This window comes from Massilia sp. (assembly GCF_032106685.1).
In the GTDB taxonomy this organism is placed as follows: Bacteria; Pseudomonadota; Gammaproteobacteria; order Burkholderiales; family Burkholderiaceae_D; genus Telluria.
This window is the reverse complement of record NZ_DAMCPG010000014.1, coordinates 66,854-85,869: the sequence shown is the minus strand read 5'-3', so window position 1 is coordinate 85,869 and position 19,016 is coordinate 66,854. Positions and strand designations below refer to the sequence as shown.

Here is a 19,016-nt window from a genome sequence, read left to right as displayed (position 1 = left end):
GTGGCACATAAAAAACAAAAAGGCGCTTCCGTGGAAGCGCCTTTTCGTTCGTTCGATCCACGATTACTGGATCTTCGCCTTCTTCATCAGCGACTCGCGGAATTCCGCCAGTTTCTTCTGCTGCAGCGACTCGGCCACTTGCTGCTTGACCTGGTCCAGCGGCGGGACCTGCACCGGACGCACGTCTTCCAGCTTGATGACGTGGTAGCCGAACTGGGTTTTCACCGGGGTGTCGGTGATCGCGCCTTTTTGCAGCGAGGTCATGGCTTTCGAGAACTCAGGAACGAAGCCGCGCGGGTCGGCCCAGCCCAGGTCGCCGCCGTTCTGGGCGGTGCCGTCCTTGCCCTGCTTGGCCAGTTCCTCGAACTTGGCGCCGCCTTTCAGCTTGGCGATGATCGCCTTGGCTTCGTCTTCCTTTTCGACCAGGATGTGGCGGGCGTGGTATTCCTTCTCCGGCGCCTGGGCCTTTGCCTTGTCGTACTCGGCCTTGATCTCGGCATCCTTCACCGGGTTCTTCTTGACGTAGTCGGCCAGCATGGCGTTGATGATGATGCTCTGGCGCGCATTGTCGATCGCCGCCTTGACGTCCGGGCGGGCGCCGACGCCTTGCTTGTCGGCTTCCTGGATCAGGACTTCGCGGCCGATCAGGTCTTTCTTGATCAGTTCGCGCAGCTGCGGCGAATCCGTGGCGCGGCCCTGGGCGACGACCTGCTTGACCACCTGGTCAACCTTTGCCGCCGGGATAGGCTTGCCATTCACGGTCGCGACGTTCTGCGCGAAGACGACAGGCGCGGCGGCCATCGCGGTCATGGCGATCAGCAGGCGGGTGGGCTTCAAAATCATTGTTCGGATCCTATATAAACGCGATAAGTCGCCCGCTGGCGACGAAACCCGGCGCAGGGCGCTGGCAGCGCGCGCGCCGGAGGTACAACATCTTACTGTACCTTTGCCTTTTTGACCATTTCCTCTTGGTACGACGCCAGCTTCTGCTGGGTCAGGCTTTCCGAGATCTGCGACTTGACTTCGTCCAGCGACGGCACCTTCACGGCGCGGGTGTCGTCGACCTTGATGACGTGGTAGCCGGCGCCGGTCTTCACCGGGGTTTCGGTGATGCCGCCTTTTTGCAGCTTGCTGAAGCCGGCTGCGAATTCTTCCGGGAAGGCCGACGGGGGAGCCCAGTCGAGGTCGCCGCCGTTGTTGGCCGAACCGGTGTCCTTGCTCTGCTTGGCCAGGTCTTCGAACTTGGCGCCGCCCTTCAGCTTGGCGATGATGGCCTTGGCGTCTTCTTCCTTGTCGACCAGGATGTGGCGCACGTGGTATTCCTTCTCGGCGCCCTGGGTCTTGGCGAAGCGGTCGTATTCGGCCTTGATCTCGGCGTCGGTCACCGGATTCTTGGCGATGTAGTCGCGCGCCAGTTGGCTGACGACGATGGCCTGGCGGGCGCTGTCGAGGGCCTGCTTGACTTCCGGCTTCTTGTCGTAGCCCTGCTTGATCGCTTCCTGCATCAGCACTTCGCGTGCGATCAGGTCGCGCTTGATGGCCTCGCGCAGTTGCGGGGAGTCCTGGCCCTGGCCTTGCGCGACCACCTGCTTCACGATCGCGTCCACGCGCGAGGTCGGGATGGCCTTGCCGTTGACGACGGCGAGGTTCTGGGCGAATGCGGGTGCTGCGATAACGGCGATCAGGGCTAACAGCAGGCGTGCTGGCTTAAAAGTCATTATGGTGTTCCTGTGGGAGGGAGTTGCTTGGACGGAATTTTGATTTAGTTCTTTTACTGAGCAATCGAATTTTGCGACAGATTTCTTAAGCGGTCCTGAACCGGCCTCAGTCCAGTTCCTCATTGAGCTCGGACGGCGCAAGGGCCGTGATCGCAAGCGCGTGGATCTCGGCCTTCATCATATCGTGCACGGCATCATACACCAGTCGATGGCGCATGACGAGTCTCTGTCCCTCGAAGCGCTCGGACACGATGCGCACGCTGTAATGGCCTCCGCCGGAGGCGGCGCCGGCGTGGCCGGCATGCAGATGCGAGTCGTCGCCGACGGCCAGATCGAGCGGCGCCAGGGCTTCGGTCAGGCGCGCCTCGATGCGCTCCACGCGGGTGTCGACGCGGTTATCCAGGCTCATGCTTCCTCCTGCGGGACGTGTTTAACCAGCAGCATGGCCTGGCCGATGCTGAACAGGAAGAAGATCGCGGTCATGCCGAACACCTTGAAGTTGACCCAGGCGCCGGTATTGCCCTTGAAGACCACGAAGGCCATGACCAGGTTCAGCGCGCCGAGGAAGAACAGGAAGGCCATCCACTGGAAGCCCACGCGCGGCCAGATCTCGTCGGGCAGGGGCAGGGCTTCCTGCATCACCTTCTTCATCAGGTTGTTCTTGAGGAAGACCTGGCTGACGAACAGGGCCGCCGCGAAGATCCAGTACAGCATGGTCGGCTTCCACTTGATGAAGGTCTCGTCGTGGAAATAGATGGTCGCGCCGCCGAACACGACGATCACGAAGAAGGAGACCCAGAGCATGGTGTCGACCTTGCGCCGGCGTACCAGCAGGTAGCCGACCTGGAGCACGGTGGCGATGATGCCGACCACGGTGGCGAGCATGATCGGCGCCTGGCTGGCGATGATCTTGCCGCCCGAGACCATGCCGCCGAGCCAGGTTTCGGCGAGGGCGACGGCGGCGGCCTCGTTGCCGGTGCCGTATTTATAGACCGCGAAGAAGAGAATCAGCGGAAAGAAGTCGAACAGGAATTTCATGGGGTTCCGGTATGGGCAGGAAGACTTACAGCGCTTCGAAACGCAGCGCGGCCGAGTTGATGCAGTAGCGCAGGCCGGTCGGCGGCGGGCCGTCCGGGAACACGTGGCCGAGGTGGGCGTCGCAGACGGCGCAGATGATCTCGGTGCGGACCATGCCGTGGGTGCGGTCTTCCTTCTCGATCACGTTGTCGGGGTCGAGCGCCTTGAAGTAGCTGGGCCAGCCGCAGCCGGACTCGAACTTGGCGTCCGACTCGAACAGCGGGGTGTCGCAGCAGACGCAGTGGTAGATGCCGTGCTCGTGGTGGTCCCAGTACTTGCCGGTGAAGGCGCGTTCGGTGGCGGCGTGGCGCGTCACCTGGTACTCGATCGGGTCGAGCTTGGCACGCCACTCGTCGTCGGTCTTGGTCACTTTATCGGTCATGGTTGTCCTTCTGGTTAATCCTGGTAAAACACGAACGGGCGAAGCATGGCACAGGAAGCGCAAGTCGGGAAGCGCAATTCAGGAAGAGCAGCTCACTTCGAGATGCGCCGCCCAGTCCGGCGGCAGCGCGGCATAGCGCTCGTGTTCGGGCTGCTCGTCGAAGGGTTGCTCGAGGATGGAGAGCAGCTTGTGCACTTCGCTGTAGTCGCCGTTCTGTGCCTGTTCGATGGCCTGCTGGGCCAGATAGTTTCGCAAGACGTACTTCGGGTTGACCCGGTTCATGGCGGCGCGGCGGACGGCGTCGTCGCTCGCTTCGAGGCGCAGGCGGTCGCGGTAGCGCGCGGCCCAGCCGTCGAAGGCGGCGCGGTCGATGAACAGGTCGCGCACGCCTTCCTCGGAACCGGGTTGCTCGACCTTCAGGTCGGCCAGGCGCCGGAACAGCAGGGTGAAGTCGACGTGGCTGGACTGCATGATGGTGAACAGGCTGTCGAACAGGGCGCGGTCGCCCTCGTGCACCGAATGCAGGCCGAGCTTGGCGTGCAGCAGCGCGTCGAGCTGCGCTTCGAACGCCGGCATGTAGACGTCGAGCGCCGCCTGGGCCTCCTCGACCTCGCCGATCAGCGGCAGCAGGGCGTTGCCCAGCGCGTAGCAGTTCCAGTGGCCGATCGCGACCTGGTTCGCATACGAATAGCGGCCGCCCTGGTCCGTGTGGTTGCAGATGTGGTTGACGTCGAAGGCTTCCATGAAGCCGAAGGGGCCGTAGTCGAGGGTCAGGCCGAGGATCGACATATTGTCGGTGTTCATCACGCCATGCATGAAGCCGACCGATTGCCAATGCGCGATCATGCGCGCGGTGCGGCGCGTGACTTCCGCCAGCAGTTCCTTGTAGGGGTTCGCGGCGGCGCGCAGATCGGGATAGAAGCCGTCGATCACGTAGTCGGCGAGCTGGCGCAGCTCCTCCTGCTTGTCGCGGTAGTACCAGTGTTCGAAGGAACCGAAGCGGACAAACGTGGGCGCCATGCGGGTGACGACGGCCGCGGTCTCGAGCGACTCGCGCATCACGCGCTGCTGGGAGCCGGTGACGACCAGGGCGCGGGTGGTCGGAATGCCGAGCGCGGCCATGGCTTCCGAGCACAGGAATTCGCGGATCGAGGAGCGCAGCACGGCGCGCCCGTCGCCCATGCGCGAATATGGTGTCTTGCCGGCGCCTTTCAGCTGCAGCTCCATGCGGCCCTCGGGGCCGGGCAGGTCGCCCAGCAGGATGGCGCGGCCGTCGCCGAGCTGGCCGGCCCAGACGCCGAACTGGTGGCCCGAATACACGGCCGCCAGCGGCTGGGCGCCATCCGGCACCGCGTTGCCGGTGAAGGCCGCGACGAAGTCGTCCTGCGCCAGGCATGCCGGATCGATGCCGACCAGCGCGGCGGCGCCGCTGCTGGCCGCGACGAAGTAGGGCGCGGGCATCGGCGTCGGCATCAGCCGCGTGTAGAACGCGGGCGGCAATACGGCAAAACCGTTGCCGAAGGAGAGCTCGTTGGGCGTAATGGCAGTTCCAGTCCGAAAAGGATTTCTACAAAGGTCGCGGCAAGCGTCGAATCGATACCGCGATTCTACCGTACCGGGCCGATTCTATTCGCGCACGCACGATCGGCAAGCGCGCTTACATCCGGTAACGCATCGTTCCGGCACGCGCAAATGCACCGGCCTGGTGCTTGCTGCGACGCAGCATCGAAACATGTTGACGGCCTGCATGAGCTCGAATCACACTCGTTCGAGCTTGACATATAGATCACGGCCAACGATTACTGCGACGACCACAGGAGACAGCGATGACGCCTTACCCGAAGAGCCCCCTGATGGGCCAGATGATGGACCAGCCCCTGCTCATTTCGAGCATCATCGAGTTCGCCGCCCGCCACTACGGCAACAACGAAATCGTCTCGCGCCGCGTCGAAGGCGACCTGCACCGCTACACCTACCGCGAATGCGAACAGCGCGCGCGCCGCATGGCAAAGGCGCTCGAGGGCCTGGGCGTGCGCATCGGCGACCGCGTCGCCACCCTTGCCTGGAACGGCTACCGCCACATGGAGCTGTACTACGCGGTGTCCGGCTCGGGCGCGGTGCTGCACACGATCAATCCGCGCCTGCATCCCGAGCAGATCGCCTACATCGTCAACCACGCCGAAGACCAGTACCTGTTCTTCGACCTGACTTTCCTGCCGCTGATCGAGGCGGTGGCGCCGCACTGCAAGACCGTCAAGTCCTTCGTGCTGATGAGCGACCGCGCCCACATGCCGCAGGAGACGAAGATCGCCAGCCTGCTGTGCTACGAGGACCTGGTCGCCTCCAGCAGCGACGACTACGTGTGGCCGCAGTTCGACGAGAATTCGGCCGCCTCGCTGTGCTACACCTCAGGCACGACCGGCAACCCGAAAGGCGCGCTATATTCGCACCGCTCGACGATCCTGCACGCCTACGCCTCGAGCATGCCGGGTTCGCTGAACGTGTCGAGCATGGACACGATCGTGCCGGTGGTGCCGATGTTCCACGTGAACGCCTGGGGCCTGCCGTACTCGGTGCCGCTGTCGGGCGCGAAGATGGTGTTCCCGGGCGCGGCCCTGGACGGCAAGTCGCTGTACGAGCTGTTCGAGTCCGAGAAGGTGACCTTCTCGGCCGGCGTGCCGACGGTCTGGCTGGGCCTCATCAACTACGCGCTGCAGAACGACCTCAAATTCTCGACCTTCCGCCGCACCGTGATCGGCGGCTCGGCCTGCCCGCCGGCGATGATGGACACCCTGATCGACAAGCTCGACGTGCACGTGATCCACGGCTGGGGCATGACCGAAATGTCGCCGCTGGGCACCACCGGCGGCCTGCAGGCCAAGCACCTGGAATTGCCGAAGGAAGCCCAGCGCAAGATCCTGCAGAAGCAGGGCCATGCGATCTACGGCGTCGACATGAAGATCGTCGACGACGACGGCAAGGAACTGCCTTGGGACGGCGAGACCTACGGCCACCTGTACGTGAAGGGGCCGTGGATCGTCTCCGGCTACTTCCGCGGCGAGGGCGGCGACGTGCTCAAGGACGGCTGGTTCCCGACCGGCGACGTCGCCACCATCGACGCCGACGGCTACATGCAGATCACCGACCGCAGCAAGGACGTGATCAAGTCGGGCGGCGAATGGATCGGAAGCATCGACCTGGAGAACATCGCGATGGCCCACCCGGCCGTGCTGCAGGCGGCCTGCATCGGCGTGACCCACCCGAAATGGGACGAGCGGCCGCTGCTGGTGGTGGTCAAGCGTCCGGGACAGGAAGTCTCGCGCGAGGAATTGCTGGGCTTCTTCGAGGGCAAGGTCGCGAAGTGGTGGCTGCCGGACGACGTGGTCTTCACCGAGGCGCTGCCGATGGGCGCGACCGGCAAGATCCAGAAGAACCGCCTGCGCGACCAGTACCGCGAGCACCAGCTGCCGAGCGCTTGACGCCCGATCCAGGCGGCGCGCGGGTCAGCCGGCGGGCACGTCCCAGGCCGGCAGGCCCGGCTGCCCGAACAGCGGCAGCAGCGCGTCGGGCGGCATCGGCCGCGCCAGCAGGTAGCCCTGGAGTTCGTCGCAGCCGTGCTTCCTGAGGCAGCTCGCCTGGCCGAGGGTTTCCACGCCCTCGGCGTTTACCCGCATGCCGAGCGTGCGGGCGAACGAGATCACGGCCAGCGCCACCGCGGCCGCGCTCGGCACGGTCTCGATCTCGTGCACGAAGGAGCGGTCGATCTTCAGTTTATCCGCAGGGAAGTTGCGCAGGGCGCTGAGGCTGGAGTAGCCGGTGCCGAAGTCGTCGATCGAGATCGTCACCCCCAGGCGCTTGAGCTCGTGCAGCAGGGCGCTGGCATGGGCGAGGTCGTGCATGATCGAGCTTTCCGTGATCTCCAGTTCGAGCGAGGCCGGCGCCAGGCCGGTATCGCGCAGCACCTGCGCCACGGTGTCGACGATCCGCTCGTCGCGCAGCTGGCGCGCCGCCACGTTCACCGCCACCGTCATCCCCGCGTATCCCGCTTCCTGCCACAGGCGCGCCTGCAGGCAGGCGCGGCGCAGCACATGTTCGCCGAGGGCGACGATCAGCGCCGAATCCTCGGCGATCGGAATGAAGCGGCCGGGCGGCAGCAGGCCGCGCCTCGGGTGCTGCCACCGCACCAGCGCCTCGGCGCCGACGTAGCGGTTGGTGGCGACGTCGAGCTTCGGCTGGTAGTGGAGCATCAGTTCGCCGGCGGGAATCGCCTGGCGCAGTTCGCTTTCCAGCTCCATGCGCTCGGCCACCGGGGCGTCACGGGTGCTGGCGTAGAACTGGACGTTGTCCTTGCCCGAGGCCTTGGCCCGGTGCATCGCCGTGTTGGCGCGCCGCAGCAGGAGCTCGGCCTCGCCGCCGTCGAGCGGGTAGACGCAGGCGCCGATGCTGGCGGTGACCACCACGTCCTTGCCGGCCAGCGGCACCGGTTCGCGCACCGCCGCCAGCATCGCCGACAGGCGCACGCTGCTGCGTTCGATGTTGTCGAGGCCGGCGAGCAGGATCACGAATTCGTCGGAACCGATGCGCGCCACGGTGTCGCTCTCGCGCAGCAGGCGCGACAGGCGGCGCGCCGTCTCGACCAGGAAGCTGTCGCCGCAGGCATTGCCGAGGCCGGTATTCATGAAGGAAAAACTGTCCAGGTCGAGGTAGACGATCGCCACCATGTTGCCGTCGCGCTGGGCGTTGAGGATGGCGTGCTGCAGGCGGTCGATCAGGAGCGCCCGGTTCGCGAGGCCCGTGACCGGGTCGTGGGTCGCCCGGTATTCCAGTTCCCGGGTACGCTCGGCCACGCGCATTTCCAGGGTGTCGCGCGCCTCGCGCAGCTCCTCGTTGAGCTGGGCCAGCCGCGCCTGGTAGCGGCGCGAGACGACGACGCGGTTGATGGCGCTCGAAATATTGCTCAGGAACGGCAGGTAGGGCCGCAGGGCTGCCTGGTCGGCGATGTGGATGACCAGGCAGCCCAGGTGCTGCCCCGGCGCGTCCATCGGGAAGCACTGGATGCCGGGCTCCAGCTCGCGCTGGAGGTTGTGGGTGGGCTGCTCGGGAATGCCGGTCGCGCAGCGCGCCAGCAGGACGGCTAGCTGCGGATCGGGCTGGTTCACGCCTTCGAGGTGCAGGAAAACATCGGCGATGCCGGGCACGCCGGCCAGCGCGCGGCGCACGAAGTCGGCCATGCGGATCTCGTCGGGAATGGCGTCGATCGCCTGCTGGATGACCAGCAGCCGCCCGAGCACCGCGGCGCTCGGTTCTTTCTCGTGGGCGCTGGCCTGGGCATCCATCTAGCTGCGCTGGTAAAACGGATTGCGCAGGATGTGGCCGCCGACGATCATCACCGGATGCACGTTCATCACGTCGAACATCATGGCGCCGTCGAACTTGCGCAGGTCGTACTGGCACATCACGGTGATTGGGGTTTCTTCGACCAATCGATTCAGGCGCGACTCGCATTCGATGATGCGCTCGGTTCCCGGCACGCCGCGCAGCGCCCAGTCCATCTCGCCGGCCACCCGGACGCCGTCCAGGCCGGCGGCGCGCGCCTGGGCATACCTGGCGCGCAGGCCGGCCAGCAGGGTGTCGGGATCGAAGCCGCCGTTCGGGTAATAGCCCTCCATCGCGGTCGACAGGTGGACCTGCCCGGGCGCTCCCTTGAGGAGGGCGCCCAGGTCGAGTTGCTCGATGGCGCCGGGCAGGTCGGCGCGCGCGGGCACGTCGGCCATGTAGCCGAAGGCCTCGTTCTCGCGCAGGGCCTGGCGCGCGAACAGCGGCAGGATGCGCTTGCGCTCCTCGTCGCTGTTGTACAGATAACAGATGTGTATGCCTTCAGGATATCGTTCCTCGGTGAAGCCGAGGCAGATGTGGCGGCATGGGTCCGTCATGCGGCGCTCCTTGTGGTGGCGAGCCCATGAATGGGCGCGATGTGTTCAGGATACACCGGCAGGCGGACCGGCGACGCACGCCGCGGCCAGGCGCGCGCCGCACGGGGCCGTGCGCCCGGCGCGCCGGCTCAGGCCGTGCCCGGGGGCGGGAGCAGGTGGCGGAAGGTGGGCTCGATGTTCAACGCGTGCAGGTGGCGCACGATGTCCTCCAGGGTGGCGTCCTTCAGCAGCAGGCCGTCGGGCGTTGCCGCGCTACGGACCGCGGTCGGGGCCGGAGTGGCGCAGGTCGCCGCCGTTTCGGCAGGCGCGGCCGCGGCGGCATCGGCGGCGGGCGCCGCATCGCGCGCCAGCAGGCGGGCCAGGGCGCGGTCGAACTGGACAGGGGTGATGCTTTCCAGCCCTTCAAGGAAGCCGGCCTGGGCCGCCTGGGGCGGCGCGATCTCGAGCCCGGGCTCGCCGATGAAGGAAGCGCCCATGCCCGGATTGATGAAGGCCGACCAGCGCCCGGTTTCGCGGTTCAGGCAGGGCGGCAGCTCGGCGGGCGTGCCGATCACCGGTTCCATCTCGGCAAAATAAGCCTGGCGCAGCAGCTCGACGAACTGGCCGGCCTGCAGCGAAGGCAGGGGCACGGCCAGCGACAGCCAGAGGCAGAAGCCGTCGACGCTGGCGATGCTGACCGCCGGCGCCGGCAAGTCCAGCTCGCTTTGCAGGGCATGGGCGACCTCGCACAGCAGGGTCCAGTGGCGGCCTTCCTCGAGTTTCGGGATGCGGTGGAAGGGGATGGCGATGGCGCGCGTCAGGCCGCCGGACGTGGTGACGTCCACCGGCAGGGTCTGCTGGCCGAGGATGTGCGCCTGCAGCGCCTCCTCGGTGACCGTTCCTTCCGGCAGGTAGAGCCGCATCAGTTCCTGGATCAGTTTCAGCATGGTTTTCCTCTGGAGGCGGGGCACGCGCCAGCGCGCCACCTGGTTCATTCGATGACTTTGCGGCGCAGCAGCTTGACCGCGCCGCTCTTCGTCTTGGCGTCGAGGCGGCGCCGCTGCGAGCCGCGCGTGGGTCTGGTCGGACGGCGCACGATTGGCGCGACGGCCGCGGCGTCGATGATGTCCTGCAGGCGGCGCAGGGCGTCTTCCTTGTTCTGCTCCAGGCTGCGCGCGGCCTGGGCCTTCAGCACGACCACGCCGTCCTGGGTGATGCGGCTGTCGCGCGCCGCCAGCAGGCGTTCCTTGACAGCCTCGGGCAGGGAGGAAGCGTGGGCGTCGAAGCGCGCATGCACCGCGCACGAGACCTTGTTGACGTTCTGGCCGCCGGGACCCTGGGCGCGGATCGCGCTGAACTCGACTTCGGCCGGGTCAAGCATTATCTTCATGGATCGGTGGGGGAGGCCTGGGCCGCTTTCTTGGCTTGCATGGCCAAATGATAACCGGAAAACCCTTGCGCCCACCCCGGGCGGGTAGCACTGGCCGGCATGACGAAGAAATAAGACGATCGTACTTTTTTGCGTTATAGTTCAGAAGTACGATACACAAAGCGCAGCTCACAGCGGTTCAACTACAAACAAGGAAGAGACATGAGTGCAGACTACGTCGTTCACGGCAGCGTTGCCGTCATCACCCTGAACAATCCGCCGGTCAACGGCCTCGGCCTGGAAACCCGCACGGCGGCCGTGGCGGCGCTGCGCCGCGCGGAAAGCGACGATGCCGTGCGGGCGGTTGTCATCACCGGCGCCGGCAAGGTGTTCTCGGGCGGCGCCGACATCCGCGAATTCAATTCGCCCAAGGCCCTGACCGAACCGACGCTGCACACCCTGATCGCCACCGCCGAGAACCTGGGCAAGCCGGTCGTGGCGGCGATCCATGGCGTCTGCATGGGCGGCGGCCTCGAGCTTTCGCTCGGCTGCCACTACCGCGTGGCGCTGCCTGGCGCCCAGATCGGCCTGCCGGAAGTGAAGATCGGCCTGGTGCCGGGCGCCGGCGGCACCCAGCGCCTGCCGCGCGTGGTCGGCCTGGAGCAGGGCCTGAACATGATCGTCTCGGGCAATCCGGTCATGTCGGAAAAGCTGGCCGAGACGAAACTCTTCGACCGCGTGTTCGATGCAGGCGCCGACCTGGTGGCCGCCGCGGTCGAGTTCGCGAACGGCATCGCCGACGCCCGTCCGCTGCCGAAGGTGCGCGACCTGAAGATCGACTACCCGAACCACGAAGCCTTCCTGCAATTCTCGCGCAATACCGTGAAGGCCATGGCCGGCCCGTTCCCGGCGCCGCTCGAATGCGTCGAGTGCGTGGCGGCCAGCGTCACGAAAAAAATCGAGGACGGCCTGGCCTTCGAGCGCGAGCGCTTCCTGGCGCTGGCCCAGACCAACGAATCGAAGGCGCTGCGCCACGCCTTCTTCGCCGAGCGCGCCGCCAGCAAGGTGCCGGACGTCCCGGCCGACACCCCGACCCGCACGATCGAACGCGCCGCCGTGATCGGCGCCGGCACCATGGGCGGCGGCATCGCGATGAACTTCGCGAACGCCGGCATTCCGGTCACGATCCTGGAAATGAAGCAGGAAGCGCTGGACAAGGGCCTGGCGACCATCCGCAAGAACTACGAGAATACGGTCAAGAAGGGCAAGCTGGCCCAGGACAAGGCCGAACAACGGATCGCCCTGATCACCGGTACGATGGCCTTCGACGACATCGCCGGGGCCGACATCGTGGTCGAAGCCGTGTTCGAGGACATGGAGGTGAAGGCCCAGGTGTTCCGCAAGCTGGACGAGGTGATGAAGCCGGGCGCGATCCTGGCCTCCAACACCTCGACCCTGGACCTGAACCGGATCGCGGACGTCACCTCGCGCCCGCAGGACGTGATCGGCCTGCACTTCTTCAGCCCGGCCAACGTGATGAAGCTGCTGGAGATCGTGCGCGGCGCGAAGACCGGCAAGGATGTGCTGGCGACGGCGCTGGCGCTGTCGAAAAAGATCCGCAAGACCGGCGTGGTCTCGGGCGTGTGCGACGGCTTCATCGGCAACCGCATGGTCGAACAATACCTGCGCCAGGCTTTCTTCCTGCTGGAAGAGGGCGCGCTGCCGGAGCAGGTGGACCGGGCGATCGAGAAGTTCGGCTTCGCCATGGGCCCGTTCCGCATGAGCGACCTGGCCGGCAACGACATCGGCTGGTATATCCGCAAGCGCCGCTATGCCGAGTCGCCGGAACTGGTGTACTCGCCGATCCCGGACCGCCTGTGCGAACAGGGCCGCTTCGGCCAGAAGACCGGCGCCGGCTGGTACGACTACCAGGCGGGCGACCGCAAGCCGCACGCCTCGGCCGCGGTGAACGAGATGATCGCCGGCTATTCGAAGGAGATCGGCGTCGAGCGCCGCACGATTTCGGACGAGGAGATCGTGCAGCGCCTGGTGTTCGCGCTGGCGAACGAGGGCGCGCGCATCCTGGAAGAGGGCATCGCCCTGCGCGCCTCCGACATCGACATGGTCTACCTGACCGGCTACGGCTTCCCGCTGCACCGCGGCGGCCCGATGCTGTACGCGGACACGGTGGGCCTGGCCAACGTGCTCGCCAGGATCCAGCAGTTCGCGCGCGGCCGCCACGGCGAAGCCTGGACCCCGGCGCCGCTGCTGGAACGCCTGGCCGCCGAGGGCAAGGGTTTCAACGGCTGAGGCATTCTTACGCATCGATAAAAAATGGCGGGCCTGCGTGCCCGCCGTTTTTTTTTGCCGTCGCTGTCCGATCATGCCGCGTAGGGTGGACGGCTACACCCGGCGCCATGCTCGCCCGCGGCTGGTGCGCCGCCCACGCGTTCAACTCCCATGTGCATTGACGCGCCGCGCTCCGTTCTCGCGTCCGCCGATATCGGGCGCCGCTGCGCATCCGTGGCCGTACGCGTGGCGTCTGGATAGGCCGGGAACATGCGAATCGAATGGCGAAATGACCCACCAACCAATAAATAAACAAATCCGTTTACTTATCGCGCACTCAGGCATACGATATCGACATTGCCATTCATTCAAGCGGCCATGAAGACCGTCCTCCTGATCGCCAGCGCCTGCCTGCTCGGACTGTTGTCCACCACCGGCGCCTCGCTGCCTTACCCGATCCTGCCGCCGCTGTTCGCCGCTGGCGCCGTCAATGAGCTGACCGGCTTCCTCGGCCTGCCGCCCAAGCTCCTGTTCGGCATCGCCCTGATGATCAACCCGGTCGGCCTGCTGCTCGGCAGCGCGATGCTGGGCCCGGTGTCGGACCGCTTCGGGCGCCGCCGCGTGCTGCTGATGACCGCCATCGGCGCCGCCGTCGGGCATGCGCTGACGGCGGCCGCCCTGGTGGCGCAATCGTATCCGCTGTTCCTGCTGGCGCGTTTCGTCACCGGCCTGCTGGAGGGAAATGGCTCCATCATGCGCGCCATGCTGGCCGAGCGGCTGACGGGCGGCCTGCGCAACCATGCGCTGTCCTGGCTGAACGGCGCCTTCCACCTGGGCTGGCTGGTGGGGCCGCTGCTGGCCGGCTTCACGGTGGACGCCGGGATCACGCTGCCGTTCGCCATCGCCGCCGGTGCGCTGCTGGTCGGCGCCGGCCTGGCGGCGCTGGCGCTGGACCGCGAAACGGTGGCGCCGCAAGCGGGCAGCTGGTGGGCAGTCGCGCGCGAACGCCATGCGCTCACGCTCCTGCGCCATACGCCGCTGCACACCCTGTTCGTGGTCTACTTCGCCTACGCCTGCGGCGTCGCCTCCTTCTACGAATTCTTCCCGCTCTGGCTGGTCGACATCGGCAACTACGACACGCGCCGGATCGCCCTGGTGAACATGGGCATGTGCGCCCTGATGACGTTCGCCGCCCTGTTCGCCGGCCGCGCCAGCACGCTTGAGCCGCGGCGCCGGGCCAGCGGCCACGCGGGGCTGGTCGCGGCGGCGATCCTGGCGGTGGGCCTCGGTAATTTGTGGATCGGCCTGGCGGCGATCGTCCTGTTCGGCCTGCCGCACGCTTACTACAATGCCACGATGCAGGGCTGGGCGGCCGACCGGTTCGCGGCGCACGGCCAGGGCGCGGTCATGGGCCTGCTCTCGACCACCTTCTGCCTGGCGAACATCGTGATGGCGTTGGCGGGCGGCGTGCTGACCCTGCTCGATACGCGGCTGGTGCTGATCGTCGGCGGCCTGCTGGCCGCCTGGGCGGCGCTGGCCATGCGCAACTGGAGTGGACGCGCCGTCGAGGGCGCGGCGGCGCTGGAAGTGGAGGCCAAATGAATACTTTTGACCAGGTACTGATGATGCTGAAGACGCGCGGCGCACAGACCGCGCAAACGCTGGCCGGCCTGCTCGGCATGACGGGGATGGGCGTACGGCGCCAGCTCGAACTCGGTGTTGAAAAGGGGCTGGTGAGCTTTCTCGACACGCCGGGCAAGGTCGGGCGGCCGGTGCGGCGCTGGCAGCTGACCGAGGCCGGTCATGCGCGCTTTCCGGACCGGCATGCGGAGTTGACGCTCGACCTGATCGAAGGGGTGCGTGCGCTGTTCGGCGAAGCCGGGCTGGAAAAACTGATCGTGGCGCGCGAGGAGGGCAGCGAGCGTGCCTATCGCAGCCGTGTCGATCCCACGACGACGCTGGACGAGCAGGTGGCGGCGCTGGCCGAGGCGCGTTCGCTGGAAGGCTACATGGCCGAGGTCGAGCCGCGCGTGGACGGCAGCATGCTCCTGCTCGAAAACCATTGCCCGATCTGCGCGGCGGCCCAGTCCTGCCAGCAGTTCTGCCGCTCCGAGCTGGACGTGTTCCGGCGCGTGCTGGGGCCGGAGGTGAATGTGGTGAGGATCGAGCACCAGCTGGCGGGGGCGCGGCGCTGTGCTTATCTGGTGAGCCAGGCCTAAGGTATGGCGTGCATGCGGCAGAGGCGTTGGGGAGGAATTCACCCAGCTTATGTCGTATTTTTCTATTCTGCATTAGACCAGCTCTAGTGCGCGCACTGGTTGCACATGGGTATCGAGCTCAGCGCGTACCGTGATGGAAGGCAGCAAGATTCGCGGATTCTTATAATTGCGAATAGGAAAGCCTTCGCTCTACGCTAAGCTTTTGTTCGATTTCTGCTTCGACATTCTGCACAAATGCGCTCGACAATCTAAAGGCGTATAGCAGCCAGTAGACGATGATATTTACGGTGTAAAAGGAAATTCTGAATCGTTACGTATTTCGCTGGAGATAACCGAAGGGTTCCAAATTTCGTGTTCACGCAGTCTTGTTCTAATCTCTGCCTGATCAGCTCGCTCGAGTTGCACGCCGTTGGTACGTATATAGAGGAAATCTGCCGAGAAGATATCGCTATCGTAATTCTCGAACGCAATACCTACTATTTCCTCGGCTTCGGGGAACTGCAGCAGTGCGCCTTCACAGTAGACGTAAAGTAGATGCTGGCGATAATTCCGGTATGCGTCGTGGGGTTGTTCAGGAAAATATGGTAAAGCCAGCATTGCATACACGCGGCGCCTATGCCTGTCCGTGATGCTGCGCGTGGATCTAAGTAAATCATTAGACTTGCGACGAAGGTAATGAATCGACTCGCCCAGGATTCTTCTCTTCATGCGCTTCTCACTCGCCATCACGCGAAGCACTATCTCTTCAGACCCTTTTGATGCGGCTACTGCAAGGAAATCCGAGCTCCCACACATCATGTGTGAAGCCTGATATTCGATCAGGTCGTCCCACAAGTAACTGAGTTCGTTGGCTGCGGCTCGCGCACGATATTCGACGCTGGACTTCAGTTTGCTCCAGTTTCCCTCATCCAGGAACACGAGATGATTTTCTGGGAAAGTCGGAAACCGGTGTTCTTTTGTTTTTGGATCAGTGCTGGATAAATAGGTGGCTAAAAGTTCCTCCTCACCCGTGATTAAGAATTCACAGCTGCTCTTTTCGAAAAGCTCCTGTTTTTTGGTCAGGTAATTGACGAAGTCACTCAACGTGTCTAGTTCACCGAGCACAAGCGAAATGGTATGATCGTCGAAAACGTGCACAAACCGCTTGTTCACCAACGGCCAACCGACTGTAAACGGCTTAGCTTCATGTTGTCGCCCAACTAAATGGGTGTCGATGATTGGTGTCCCATTGCTGCCGGGAGCGAATGACTCCCAATATTTGATCGCAGCGTCGCTTGCGCCATGTGCAACTGCTATCAAATGAACTCGCCGTCGTTCTAATGGTGGAAGCTCTACAGGAAGCGTCTTGCCGCATTTCGCGTCAAGGAATATCCTGTTGGGGAAGCGCCGTATCCAGCTTTCTGCTCCCGCAAGCTGCTTCGCTGACTTTTCGACGGCCCGCCGATACCATCGGCTCCAAGCAAGATTCAAGTCGCTTATGGATGGAAACGCGCAGTTTTTATCCGAGAACAACAGGACATCGTCTCCGAAGACGACCATTAAATCGCAAAGTTCCTTCCCGTCACTGCTCGCGCTACGCCTCCCTTCGTCGGTGTAGACGTTTGGGAAACTCCAGAGAGAAAGGAATGTGGTGCGTGCAAGGTGTAATAGCTGGTTTTCTGTTGGTGTGGTGCCGCTTGCATCTTTTAGGGTGCTCCAAGGATTCTCATCGGAAGAGAATGATTTGCTCGCGAACGGAAAAGGCCTAATACGATTGTTTCGATTCATGTTCGAACGGACGTGGAATGAATGCCATGATCGACAGCGAATAATGGAATCTAGCTTATCTTGTTTTCTCGAGAGTGCATAGTAGACCTTGGTCATCCTCGCGATCGCTCCCAAATCGGTTTTTAGGAACAGGTGAAGAGCTATGCATCCATAAAAAATGCCGCTGTCTCCAGCGGCATTTTCATTTCCGACAGTCGCTCCCGCGTCAGTCGGTGGCGTAGATGTTGTTGTCCTTGGTTTCGCGAACGAACAGGGCGCCGATCACGACGGTGATCAGGGCGATGATGATCGGATACCAGAGGCCGTAGTAGATGTTGCCGTTGGCCGCCACCAGGGCAAACGAGATGGTCGGCAGCAGGCCGCCGAACCAGCCGTTACCGATGTGGTAGGGCAGGGACATCGAGCTGTAGCGGATACGGGTCGGGAACATCTCGACCAGCATGGCGGCGATCGGGCCGTAGACCATGGTCACGTAGATGACCAGGATGAACAGCAGCAGGACCAGCATCGGCTTGTTGATCTGGGCCGGGTCGGCCTTTTCCGGATAGCCGGCGGCTTTCAGGGCGGCGGTCACGTCCTTCTTGAGGGCGGCTTCCTTGGCCTTGCTGTCCTTGTCGAAGTCCAGGCCGTCAGGCGTCATGGTGGCGTTGAAGCCCTGGAAGACCTGGTCGCCGACCTTGACGCTGGCCACGGTGCCGGCCGGCGCCTCGACGGTGGTGTAGTTCACCGAGGCGTTGGTCAGCATGCGGCTGGCGATGTCGCAGGAAGCCGGGAATTTGCGGGTGCCGCTCGGGTCGACCTGGAAGTTGCACGATGCCGGGTCGGCGACGACCACGACCGGCGAGCTGTTGATTGCCTGCTCCAGGGCCGGGTTGCCGTAGTGGGTGATGGCCTTGAAGATCGGGAAGTAGGTGGCCGCGGCGATGACGCAGCCGCCCAGGATGATCCACTTGCGGCCGATCTTGTCGGACAGCCAGCCGAAGAACAGGAAGAACGGGGTGGCCAGCAGCAGGGCGATGGCGATCAGGATGTTCGCGGTCGGGCCGTCGATCTTCAGGGTCTGGGTCAGGAAGAACAGGGCGTAGAACTGGCCGGTGTACCACACCACGGCCTGGCCCATCGTCAGGCCGACCAGGGCCAGCAGGACGATCTTGCCGTTCTTCCAGTTCAGGAAGGCTTCCGACAGCGGCGCCTTCGAGGTCTTGCCTTCGGCTTTCATCTTGGCGAAGGCCGGAGACTCGTTCATCGACATCCGGATCCACACCGAGACGCCCAGCAGCAGGACGGAGACCAGGAAGGGGATGCGCCAGCCCCAGGCCGCGAATTCCTCTTCGCCGACGGCGGTGCGGGTGCCCAGGATGACCAGCAGCGACAGGAACAGGCCCATGGTCGCGGTGGTCTGGATGAAGGCGGTGAAGTAGCCGCGCTTGCCCTCAGGCGCGTGCTCGGCGACGTAGGTCGCCGCGCCGCCGTATTCGCCGCCCAGCGCCAGGCCTTGCAGGATGCGCAGGGTGACCAGGATGATCGGCGCCGCGATGCCGATTGAGGCGTGGCCCGGCAGCAGGCCGACGAGGAAGGTCGAGCCGCCCATGATGAGGATGGTGACCAGGAAGGTGTATTTGCGGCCGATCATGTCGCCGAGGCGGCCGAACACGAGCGCGCCGAATGGACGCACGATGAAGCCGGCGGCGAAGGTGAGCAGGGCGAAGATGAAGGAGGTGGTCGGGTCGCCCAGGAAGAACTGTTTGCCGATGATGGCGGCGAGCGAACCGTAGAGGTAGAAGTCGTACCATTCGAACACGGTGCCAAGCGAGGACGCAAAGATCACCTTGCGTTCTTCCTTGGTCATCCCCTGGGAGGAAGGTACTGCCTTCCCGCCCGCGGTCATGCCGGGTGTGATAGCCATTTTGTGTGTCTCCGTATAGTCATGTAGGTCTCGGATAGCCGGACGTGGAACCTGTCTGTGCAGGATTCTGGTCAGCCTGGAACGGAGTGTGGACCGTTAAACTTACGTCATGCTTGCTCCAAACTTACTGCAAACTTACTGCAAACTTACTGATGGTTGACGAGGCTGCTTGCGTAGCGGTGGCAATACGCGTTCGCCGACCTGCGAAGACGGCGACAGGGCGGCACCGTCCCTGCGTTTACCGAACATTCGACCGCTCCCGCGTGCCGGAAAATCCCGGTTGCATATGATGAGGCGCAAGCGTCAAGATTTGCGAACGACCGTACTAATCTTGTGCTATTCTCATCCGGTCGGACATCGCATCGAACACCACATAC

Annotated in this window: 16 protein-coding genes; 4 read left to right on the top strand and 12 right to left on the bottom strand. The window is 64.3% G+C overall.

Annotated features, from left to right (window positions below; genetic code table 11):
* Positions 1-63: 63 nt before the first annotated feature.
* From RT688_RS10640 to RT688_RS10615, 6 genes are all read right to left on the bottom strand, one after another.
* A complete protein-coding gene (locus RT688_RS10640; RefSeq protein ID WP_313704850.1) occupies positions 64-843 on the bottom strand; it encodes a peptidyl-prolyl cis-trans isomerase in 780 nt (259 codons plus the stop codon).
* A gap of 92 nt (positions 844-935) precedes the next feature.
* Positions 936-1,718, bottom strand: a complete 783-nt coding sequence (locus tag RT688_RS10635) for a peptidyl-prolyl cis-trans isomerase (protein ID WP_313704849.1) — start codon at positions 1,716-1,718, stop codon at positions 936-938.
* 106 nt (positions 1,719-1,824) lie between these two features.
* Positions 1,825-2,127, bottom strand: a complete 303-nt coding sequence (locus RT688_RS10630) for a BolA family protein (RefSeq protein ID WP_313704848.1) — start codon at positions 2,125-2,127, stop codon at positions 1,825-1,827.
* Positions 2,124-2,756 (bottom strand): septation protein A, encoded by a 633-nt coding sequence (locus RT688_RS10625; protein ID WP_313704847.1) that lies wholly within the window; start codon positions 2,754-2,756, stop codon positions 2,124-2,126. Before RT688_RS10625 ends, RT688_RS10630 begins: the two co-directional genes overlap by 4 nt.
* 25 nt (positions 2,757-2,781) lie before the next feature.
* Positions 2,782-3,177 carry a peptide-methionine (R)-S-oxide reductase MsrB gene (gene msrB / locus RT688_RS10620; RefSeq protein ID WP_313704846.1) on the bottom strand — a complete coding sequence of 132 codons (396 nt, stop codon included), beginning with the start codon at positions 3,175-3,177 and terminating at the stop codon, positions 2,782-2,784.
* Between the two features lie 78 nt (positions 3,178-3,255).
* Positions 3,256-4,719 (bottom strand): protein adenylyltransferase SelO family protein, encoded by a 1,464-nt coding sequence (locus RT688_RS10615; RefSeq protein ID WP_313704863.1) that lies wholly within the window; start codon positions 4,717-4,719, stop codon positions 3,256-3,258.
* Between the two features lie 284 nt (positions 4,720-5,003).
* On the opposite strand from RT688_RS10615, the gene RT688_RS10610 reads away from it, so the two are divergent.
* Positions 5,004-6,656 carry a 3-(methylthio)propionyl-CoA ligase gene (locus RT688_RS10610; protein ID WP_313704845.1) on the top strand — a complete coding sequence of 551 codons (1,653 nt, stop codon included), beginning with the start codon at positions 5,004-5,006 and terminating at the stop codon, positions 6,654-6,656.
* Between the two features lie 24 nt (positions 6,657-6,680).
* Here the strand turns inward: RT688_RS10610 and RT688_RS10605 are convergent, their stop codons facing one another.
* The 4 genes from RT688_RS10605 to arfB all read right to left on the bottom strand — a co-directional run bounded on the left by RT688_RS10605 (position 6,681) and on the right by arfB (position 10,479).
* Positions 6,681-8,513 (bottom strand): putative bifunctional diguanylate cyclase/phosphodiesterase, encoded by a 1,833-nt coding sequence (locus RT688_RS10605; protein WP_313704844.1) that lies wholly within the window; start codon positions 8,511-8,513, stop codon positions 6,681-6,683.
* Positions 8,514-9,110: an MEDS domain-containing protein gene (locus RT688_RS10600; RefSeq protein WP_313704843.1), complete on the bottom strand. Its 597-nt coding sequence runs from the start codon at positions 9,108-9,110 to the stop codon at positions 8,514-8,516. It abuts the gene before it with no gap.
* 128 nt (positions 9,111-9,238) lie between these two features.
* Positions 9,239-10,036, bottom strand: coding sequence for a hypothetical protein (locus RT688_RS10595; RefSeq protein WP_313704842.1), 798 nt, complete (start codon positions 10,034-10,036; stop codon positions 9,239-9,241).
* Positions 10,037-10,080: 44 nt separating this feature from the next.
* Positions 10,081-10,479, bottom strand: a complete 399-nt coding sequence (gene arfB, locus RT688_RS10590; RefSeq protein WP_313704841.1) for an alternative ribosome rescue aminoacyl-tRNA hydrolase ArfB — start codon at positions 10,477-10,479, stop codon at positions 10,081-10,083.
* A 201-nt stretch (positions 10,480-10,680) separates the two neighbouring features.
* Here arfB and RT688_RS10585 point away from each other — a divergent pair, with 201 nt between their 5' ends.
* The 3 genes from RT688_RS10585 to RT688_RS10575 all read left to right on the top strand — a co-directional run bounded on the left by RT688_RS10585 (position 10,681) and on the right by RT688_RS10575 (position 14,966).
* Positions 10,681-12,768, top strand: a complete 2,088-nt coding sequence (locus RT688_RS10585) for a 3-hydroxyacyl-CoA dehydrogenase NAD-binding domain-containing protein (protein ID WP_313704840.1) — start codon at positions 10,681-10,683, stop codon at positions 12,766-12,768.
* Positions 12,769-13,125: 357 nt separating this feature from the next.
* Positions 13,126-14,349 carry an MFS transporter gene (locus tag RT688_RS10580; protein ID WP_313704839.1) on the top strand — a complete coding sequence of 408 codons (1,224 nt, stop codon included), beginning with the start codon at positions 13,126-13,128 and terminating at the stop codon, positions 14,347-14,349.
* A complete protein-coding gene (locus RT688_RS10575; RefSeq protein WP_313704838.1) occupies positions 14,346-14,966 on the top strand; it encodes a metalloregulator ArsR/SmtB family transcription factor in 621 nt (206 codons plus the stop codon). Before RT688_RS10580 ends, RT688_RS10575 begins: the two co-directional genes overlap by 4 nt.
* Before the next feature lie 282 nt (positions 14,967-15,248).
* On the opposite strand, the gene RT688_RS10570 is transcribed toward RT688_RS10575, so the two are convergent.
* The gene (locus RT688_RS10570) at positions 15,249-16,733 is read right to left on the bottom strand and encodes a hypothetical protein (protein WP_313704837.1); all 1,485 of its coding nucleotides are present in this window, start codon (positions 16,731-16,733) and stop codon (positions 15,249-15,251) included.
* Between the two features lie 205 nt (positions 16,734-16,938).
* The gene (locus tag RT688_RS10565; protein ID WP_313704836.1) at positions 16,939-18,639 is read right to left on the bottom strand and encodes an MFS transporter; all 1,701 of its coding nucleotides are present in this window, start codon (positions 18,637-18,639) and stop codon (positions 16,939-16,941) included.
* Positions 18,640-19,016: the final 377 nt, after the last annotated feature.